6 protein-coding genes are annotated in these 7,970 nt (G+C 45.0%); 1 reads left to right on the forward strand and 5 read right to left on the reverse strand.

The genetic code is table 11. The features are described 5' to 3' along the window. Nucleotides 1-482: 482 nt before the first annotated feature. The 5 genes from ACLFWI_RS22350 to ACLFWI_RS22370 form a co-directional block, all read right to left on the reverse strand. A complete protein-coding gene (locus ACLFWI_RS22350; RefSeq protein WP_446414752.1) occupies nt 483-3,341 on the reverse strand; it encodes a methyl-accepting chemotaxis protein in 2,859 nt (952 codons plus the stop codon). 443 nt (nt 3,342-3,784) lie between these two features. Beyond that, complete coding sequence (locus tag ACLFWI_RS22355; protein WP_446414753.1) at nt 3,785-4,360, reverse strand: chemotaxis protein CheW; 576 nt, start codon at nt 4,358-4,360, stop codon at nt 3,785-3,787. A 138-nt stretch (nt 4,361-4,498) separates the two neighbouring features. Continuing rightward, nucleotides 4,499-4,864, reverse strand: a complete 366-nt coding sequence (locus ACLFWI_RS22360; RefSeq protein WP_446414754.1) for a response regulator transcription factor — start codon at nt 4,862-4,864, stop codon at nt 4,499-4,501. Nucleotides 4,865-5,004: 140 nt separating this feature from the next. Further along, complete coding sequence (locus tag ACLFWI_RS22365; protein ID WP_446414755.1) at nt 5,005-5,370, reverse strand: response regulator transcription factor; 366 nt, start codon at nt 5,368-5,370, stop codon at nt 5,005-5,007. An 84-nt stretch (nt 5,371-5,454) separates the two neighbouring features. After that, nucleotides 5,455-6,654: a response regulator gene (locus ACLFWI_RS22370; protein WP_446414756.1), complete on the reverse strand. Its 1,200-nt coding sequence runs from the start codon at nt 6,652-6,654 to the stop codon at nt 5,455-5,457. Nucleotides 6,655-7,051: 397 nt separating this feature from the next. On the opposite strand from ACLFWI_RS22370, the gene ACLFWI_RS22375 reads away from it, so the two are divergent. Further along, a complete protein-coding gene (locus ACLFWI_RS22375; protein ID WP_446409646.1) occupies nt 7,052-7,843 on the forward strand; it encodes a lipoyl protein ligase domain-containing protein in 792 nt (263 codons plus the stop codon). Nucleotides 7,844-7,970 lie beyond the last annotated feature (127 nt).

The following is a 7,970-nucleotide window of genomic DNA, read 5'->3' on the forward strand; positions in this document are numbered from 1 at the left end:
TTTGTCATTTGTCATTCGTCATTTGTCATTTGTCATTTGTCATTCGTCATTTGTCCTTTGTCATTTGTCATTCGTCATTTGTCATTTGTCCTTTGTCATTCGTCATTTGTCCTTTGTCCTTTGTCATTTCAATCCTTAATGTCAAGATTTGCGAAATCCTTGATAGCACTACGCAGACACGTTAGGACAAATTAAGGAAAATTAAAAATCGCTCAATCCCCTAATTTAGTAAGCTTTTTTCTTGACTATTGCCTATTGCCTATTGCCTATTCCCGCTTCGCGTAGCGCTATATATACCGTAGGGTGGGCAGCGCCCACCAACCTTAAATCAGCTTATTTGGGATTGAATAAAGGGCGACCCGATCCAATTAAGTGGACACAGTTGTTGATTGATACCAGTGGGTCGCCCCTACAAAATGAACCCAAGCGGTTAATCAGATGAATTAACCAATGACCAATGACTAATGACCAATGACCAATAACTACTTCAACTTAAACTGACCCACATCAGCTTGTAGGGCTTGAGCCACTTTTCGTAGTTGTTCAAAGGAAGCCGAAACAAAACCTGCTTCTTCTGATGTTCGGGCAGCAATTTGCGCCACATCCGTCATCGTTTGGGTCACATCTTCAGAAGCTTTGGATTGGATCACCGTAGCTTCGGCAATGGCTTCAACCAATTGGTTAATCTGATTAGAAGCTGTGGCAATTTTGTTCAGAGATGCACGAGTTTCATCCACTAATTTTGTCCCCGTCACCACCTGTTCTGTACCTGCTTCCATTGCCGCAACCACTTCATTGGTTTCCCCTTGAATCGCCGCCACCAGTTTTTCAATTTCTGCTGTCGCTTCTGCCGACTGCCGCGCCAAGGCACGTACTTCGTCCGCAACTACCGCAAATCCTCGTCCTTCTTCCCCAGCGCGGGCTGCCTCAATGGAAGCGTTTAGCGCTAGCAGGTTGGTTTGGGCGGCAAAGGTGCTAATCAGGTTAACAACCGTGGAAATCTTTTGTGACGATTCCCCTAAGTGTTTGACCTTTTTCGCCGTTTCTGCTACAGTTTCGCGGATAGCCAGAATCCCTTCAACCGTCCGGTTCATATTGTCGTCACCTTCTGCCACTGTCTGAGACGCCTCACGCACCGCAAATTCTGCATGTTCAGCGTGGGAGGCAACCATGCGTACCGTTTCTGCCATTTCTTGGGCGCGGCTGAGGGCTTTGGAAATTTGCTCGGCTTGGCGCAAGGCTTCTGCGGATAGGGATTGAACAGCAACTTCGTTGGTGCTTGTGGTTGTCGCCACCTGGGTGGCGGCGTCTTGCACCTGTTCGACAATTTTGCGTAAGTTTCCTACCGTGGCGTTGTACGAGTCAGCAACCGTACCAATTTCATCAGCAGTTACTCGCGCCCGAATGGTTAAGTCTCCTTTACTAATTGGGTCTACTTCCTTCAGGAGTTCTAAAGCGCGTTTTTGTAAGCCTTCTTTCAACTCCCGTTGTTCTTGCGCCAGTTTGTCGGTGGTTTCTAGGAGCATTACTCGGTCAATTACCAGTCCAATCTGACCGCCTAACTGTTTGAAGAAGTTGACTTCTGCGGTTTGCCATTCACGAGGAACCGAACATTGCTGCGCCATGATCAAAGCAAAAGGTTGACCTTCATGGAGAATTGGCACTTCTAAGTTGGCTTTGACACCCAGACGTGCCATTAACTTCTGTTGTTCAGGGACAAGATCTGCTTCAAAGACATGATTGGTAGCGACAACACGGGCTTCTTTATACGTCTGGCGTCGTTCCTCAGACAGAGTGAGTTCTTCAATCTTGTCATTCAGACTGCGGGGCCAACCCATGGCGACAGATTCAGCCGCCACATAGCTGCTGCCATCGGGGTTAAATTGGAAAATCATCACCCGTTCAGCCTTAAGGATTTTACGAGTTTCCTCAACCGCTTTCTGGAACAGATCCCGGATTTCCTGGGATTTCAGGGTGCGAGAACCGGTAATCTCTGCTAGTAAGCGGGCTTGTTCGGCAGCGAGTTCTTGTTCTTCAATAAATACCTCTAACTGACTCGCCATGTCGTTGATGTTTACACCGAGAGTAGCCAGTTCGTCATCCCCTTTAACTGGTAAGCGAGTATCCAAGTCACCTTGACCAATTTTTGCCACCGCACCGGCTGCATCCACAATCGGTCGAGTAGCGTTCCCAGCCACGAACGTCGCGACTGCACCCACCATTAAGGCAGCACCACCTGTCCCTAATCCCAATGTCCAGAGCATGTTCCGTTGCGGTGCAAATGCTATCTCAGTGGGACGCGAAACAATCAGCGCCCAGTTGAGGTTGTATCGCTGCTCCAGTTCTTCAATTGGAGAGTAGGTTACAACTGCCTGTCCGGTAGGTCGCTGTACAAAAGTACTGAGGGTATCTTCTGTAGTTTGTTCAGCTTGCTTTAATAGCTCAGGATATTGCTCCGTGATCGTTTGACCAATATATTCAGGTGTTTTTGCTGCCACGATTTGACCCGATGAATCGATCAAGTCAAATTCCCGGATTTCGTCTTCCTCACCAAAAATACCATTCACGGCTTCCATCGGCGCACGGGCACGAATAATGGCAATGGTTTGTCCCGTCACCGAATCCTTAATCGGCGCTGCCACAAAAAGACTGAACTTTTTACTAAACTCAGAAACCCGTGGTTCCCGGATGAAGACCTGATCAGTTTTCAAGGCTTCCTGGAAATAGTCTTGGTCGAAGTGATTCGTGAAAATTTCTCCCCCAGATTCTGATTGAGCGATAAGCTTGCCTTGAAGATCAAATACCGCCACACTGTCGTAAACTTCGTACAGTTTCTCATAGTTATTGAGCAGACGTTTTTGTTCTTCCTTGGATATAACATCCCGAATTTCTGGATTATTAAAAGCTGGTTGTTCAGCCATGATTTGAATGTCACTGTAGCGTTCTTCCATGAACAGCTTCAACTTGTCTTCCAAGTCAAGGACCCTTGTGTGTTCGTTATTGATAATTTGCTTATACATCCCGCTACTGGCTGTGAAATAGGATGTTGCTCCAATTGCCAACAGGGGTAATGTTCCAATCGCTAGCGCTAAACCAATCGCTTTACTTCGCAGACTAGACAGCAACCCGCGACGGTTTGATCGCTGTTCTGGCGTTTTTCCCATTGCCTCGAGTGCAGACAATTTAGGTAAAGATTGATCAGCAGTCCCAGGCGTTCGATAGGGCATTGATGGGGGATAGTCACTCGAATAGTTTTGAGTCTCAACGGGTAGATTCTGCGAGTAGGAACCGCGACCATTGGTATCGTGATTGGAACCAGGTTTGGGAGAAAGTCTAGTCATGGATCAAACCTCTTTAATACAAAATAAGAAGGAATTAGCAAATTGCTCAAAACTGGACTTACTCGAGTCCATGTCCTACGATTTGCCTCCTTACCTATTTCCATTGGTAGGGAGTTCTACGATAATGGGATATGGAATCGTATAAGCCTTGGGGCAGAAATCTAACTGCCACTCAATGCGAGGCAGTTTTATTTAATAATCGGTCGTGTAAGTCCAGTAAACTGAAACAACAATGAATTAATCGTGGCAAGGTAGAACACCATGATTCGGACTTGATGAGTTAGATCGAAAACATGGAAAATTAAACAATTGATCAGGGCGGGTTTAGTCACATCGGGGTGAAAAAGCCAAGGGAATAGTTAAACCAGCCTCTACAGACTAAGATGATACGCTTCTACAAAATGGGATAAGCGAAAATTACTCGACATTACACATTTGTTACCTTAAACGGATTGCTTGGGCATCGATGCAATAATCGCGTTTCCATCAATAATTACGAGCATTTCACCATTATTTTTCAACCAATACCCGCGCAAGAATGGCACCAGTTCCGGGGTAACACTAGCGGAGGGAGGAGATTGAATCCAATCGGCATTACACCATTCAATATCTTCAACTCGGTTCACCACGAGTCCTAGCATTTCGCTGTTGGCTTGGGTGGAGGTTGACGATTGGGTTTTGGCTTGCAGCACAATCGCCGTATAAGCTGAACCACTAGCAGCTTGTTGATACCAGGGTGTAAGTCCGACTAAATGACCTAAATCAACCATCCATAAAACTTCACCCCGCCAATTGTAAGCCCCCATTACCCAAGCTGGCATTTGAAAAATTGGCACAATTTGACCTCTAGGAATCGTCAATACTTCAGTCAGTTGGTGAATGGGTAATAATGCGGTGGTGTCCGGTAACAAATGAAACCGCAAAAACTGTTCATTGTCCTGGGTAGAAGAACCCGATAATTGTGCTTGGGTTGGGGTAGTGGGTAAGGAAGGATTTGAGCTGAGTAAAACGTTGGACATTGACATTCTCTACAACTTAGGTAGTGTGAGTATCTGGCTTATGTACTTCTCCAGACGAGAAAGATAGTTACGCTTGGCGTAGGTTTTGCAGATGCACCCCTGTTGCTAAAATGAGATACTCCTACTTTCTCTCGTTGATCAGCTTCTAATCAACTGTTTCACTGTGCGTAAAAGTTCTGCCTGATCAATCGGTTTACTAATGTAGGCATCGGCACCTTGTTTCATTCCCCAAAATTTATCCATTTCGCCACTTTTGGTTGAGCAAATAACCACAGGGATGCTTTTGGTACTAGCCGCATCTTTAATATCCCGGCAAACCTCGAATCCACTCCGACCAGGTAACACAACATCCAGCACAATTACATCAGGTTTTTGGTTGCTAAGTTTGGCAAGTGCTTCTTCACCACTATCAGCGGTTAGCACCTTAATTCCTTCTTCCTGTAAGCAGCGAGTAATGATTTGCAAATCGGTTAAGCAATCTTCAACAACTAAAGCAGTCCCCATGATATTGACCTCATGAAAAAATGAATGGGATTGGGTCAGTCTAGATTAATCATTAGATTTGGGATTGGGTTTCGATACATCTCAGGGTTGATTTAAAATCAATCCAGTAATGACTAATCTAGAGCGAATGGACATTAAACTTATCGCAGCGTCAATTGTTTAACGGTACGCAGCAACTCATCTTGATCAACGGGTTTAGACAGATAGGCATCAGCGCCTTGTTTCATACCCCAAAATTTATCCATCTCGCCGCCTTTGGTCGAGCAAATCACAATCGGAATTTTGCGGGTATTATCGGCAGCTTTCAAATCGCGACAGACTTCAAACCCACTGAGACCTGGAAGCACAACGTCGAGGACAATAACATCAGGTTTGTGGTTATTCAGTTTTTCCAGGGCGGCTTCACCACTGTCAGCCGTCAAGACGTTGATACCTCCTTCCTGTAGACATTTAATGATAATTTGCATATCGGTGGCAGAATCTTCAACAACTAGGGCAGTTCCCATGATATTTACCTCGCGTAAAATAAGAATGGATGGTTTTGATTGAGTTCTCGTTGTTAGTCAGTGATTTTCACCCAAAACCACTGACTAATGACTAACAACAGCCTGCTTAAGATGCTGTCTGATAACATTGAGTACAGTCCCCGCATCAATGGGTTTATTCAAGAAATCCGATGCGCCCACTAATTTGGCTCGAACGCGATCGACAATGCCATCTTTTCCGGTCAAAATCACAATCGGTGTATTTTGAAACGCTCGCAATTTGCGTAATTTGGCGCAAATCTCATAGCCATTGGTATTCGGCATCACCAAATCGAGAAAGATTAAGTCAGGTTTCCGAGAAATCAACAGCGCGATCGCACGTAAGCCATCGTCAATCACTAGCGATCGATAACCACTGGCGTTGAGTAGTTTTTCCATGGTGTGGCAAACCAAGGGACTGTCATCTACACAAGCAATTAGTGGCTGGGTGGATTGTGTGGTGGCGGGTGGATTTTCTGAACTCTCTTGCTTGACGGGACTCGGTAAATCAGGGATAGAAATTAACTCCACTAATCCCCAGCGAATATAAGGTAACAGAGAACGAGTTACTTGCAAGACATCCCGCTTCATCTGCACCGCCACATCCCGCAACGTATGTTTCCCGTCTAAAAGTTTACTCAGGAGTTGGTAAACTGCCTCTGACGTCCGGGCTTCCAAGGCTTTGGGCTGTCTAATCACCGGAGCTTGGTTGGGAGAATAGTCCGCCACTAAATCGTGATGCCAAGCCTGCCATAACTTATCAGTTTGTGCGATCGCCCTTTCTACATCAATAACCGGAAGTTGGGTGGATAACGTATTATCTTGTTTAATTTGGTAAGTGGTTTGCTGGGCGTGGGCGATATCAAACAGAACTTCCGTAATCACTGATTGAATCAGGTTCTTCGTCTGTTCATGAGTTATTTTCTGTTGCTTTACCCATAAACTCAACAGGTAATATTGCCAAGAAATTTGACAATTCGCTTGATTGAATTGGCTTAAATCACGCTGTATGGTTAGTCGATCTAACGTTAACTGAGGACTGTGGGCGGCTATGTTTCTCAGCCACCGTCTCACTGGATGAGTGCCACCCGTGGCATACATCAGATGACCGTCGCATACAAAAAACAACCATTTTTGCTGGTCTGGACTCGTTAGTATCAGATGACCGCTAAACCGAATCCGCTTTAAGGTTTGAATAAATTGAACTTGCTTAGATGCTGTAAACAAACTAAAAGAAACATTCGGTTTAATTGATTTAACGGTCATGACGGCACCATAGCTTGGACAAATTAACGGAAGACTGATCGGCTACACCCTATTTAGCATTTCTATTTTTCCTGATTCATTCCTATTCAATTAATAGCACTGTAGATAGGTTGTTGTGGGTAAATAACTAAGAGTTTTATAAAAACTTTTTTCCTTTTGCAATAGAGGAAAATCGTAATACATTATTTTTTTCGTAATACCTACAATTATTTACTTTTATAATTAAATAATATCTAATGCATTTACACCTGATATAAATGGATTAATTCTAGGATTACGTCGTATTAAAACGTATTACGGTTTCGCTAAAACAGGATAAAAGGAGATGGAAATGGCAAAATTAAAATGTAAAGTTTTGTCTACTGTATGACAACGATTTTAAAAATTCGATGAAGCGATGAAACCAATCCTGACGAGCCAATCACCGTGGCGTTTAATCCCTCCCCTATGCCTCTCCGGACAGCTTCAGATGGCAATTGACCAGTGGCTTCTGGAACAACAGCAGGGGAGCAATGTAGAGACGTGCCATGGCACGTCTGGATGTACAGGTGCTAGGAATTCTCCAGTTCTGCGGTTTTACACCTGGGAATCTGCGACAATTTCCCTAGGATATCATCAACGTCGTTGGTCTCCGGCTTGGCAAACTCTGACTTGGAACGGAAAACCGATTCCCTTAGTTAGGCGTCCCACGGGAGGACGTGCGGTGCTACACCAAGGTGATTTAACCTATATGGTGGTGACTTCAGGACTCAGTAACAAACGCCTTGAGGCATATCAGCAGATTTGTGAATTTTTAATTCAGGGGTGGCGATCGCTAGGTGTCGATTTGCACTATGGTAAGGCGGGACGAGATTATCGCCACAATCCCAATTGTTTTGCCACAGCTACGGGTGCCGATTTGGTGACAACTGAAGGGGATAAACTGATTGGTAGCGCTCAGTTGCGACGCGGTGACACAATATTACAACATGGTTCGATGCGCTTAGAGCCAGATGCTCAGTTATTTGCTCAGGTGTTTGGTGAACCATCTCCGGTAAATTTACCTCTGACTCAGCGAGGGGATAATTTAAGGCAAAGGGTGATCGAAGCGCTGACGCAAGCCGCCGCCGATTGTTTTGGTGTGGAGTTTGTTGTACAGCCGTTATCAGATCAGGAGTGGCAAGAAATTTTAGCGAATGTAGAGACGTAGCATGCTACGTCTGGGAGCGGAGGAGACAAGGGAGAAGATATAGGGAAGATATGATTTAATTTTTGCACTCGCTCAGGGCGGGTTTAGTCGCATCTGGGTGAGGCAAAAAACGATAATAGTGAAACCC

Origin of the sequence: Coleofasciculus sp. (assembly GCF_046539235.1) — a bacterium.
GTDB lineage: Bacteria > Cyanobacteriota > Cyanobacteriia > Cyanobacteriales > Coleofasciculaceae > Coleofasciculus.

What these genes read in the sequence shown, in the direction of transcription:
- ACLFWI_RS22365 (WP_446414755.1), bottom strand. Translation starts at nt 5,370, where the DNA reads ATGGGAACTGCCCTAGTTGTTGAAGATTCTGCCACCGATATGCAAATT.
- ACLFWI_RS22360 (WP_446414754.1), bottom strand. Translation starts at nt 4,864, where the DNA reads ATGGGGACTGCTTTAGTTGTTGAAGATTGCTTAACCGATTTGCAAATC.
- ACLFWI_RS22370 (WP_446414756.1), bottom strand. Translation starts at nt 6,654, where the DNA reads ATGACCGTTAAATCAATTAAACCGAATGTTTCTTTTAGTTTGTTTACA.
- ACLFWI_RS22350 (WP_446414752.1), bottom strand. Translation starts at nt 3,341, where the DNA reads ATGACTAGACTTTCTCCCAAACCTGGTTCCAATCACGATACCAATGGT.
- ACLFWI_RS22375 (WP_446409646.1), top strand. Translation starts at nt 7,052, where the DNA reads ATGAAACCAATCCTGACGAGCCAATCACCGTGGCGTTTAATCCCTCCC.
- ACLFWI_RS22355 (WP_446414753.1), bottom strand. Translation starts at nt 4,360, where the DNA reads ATGTCCAACGTTTTACTCAGCTCAAATCCTTCCTTACCCACTACCCCA.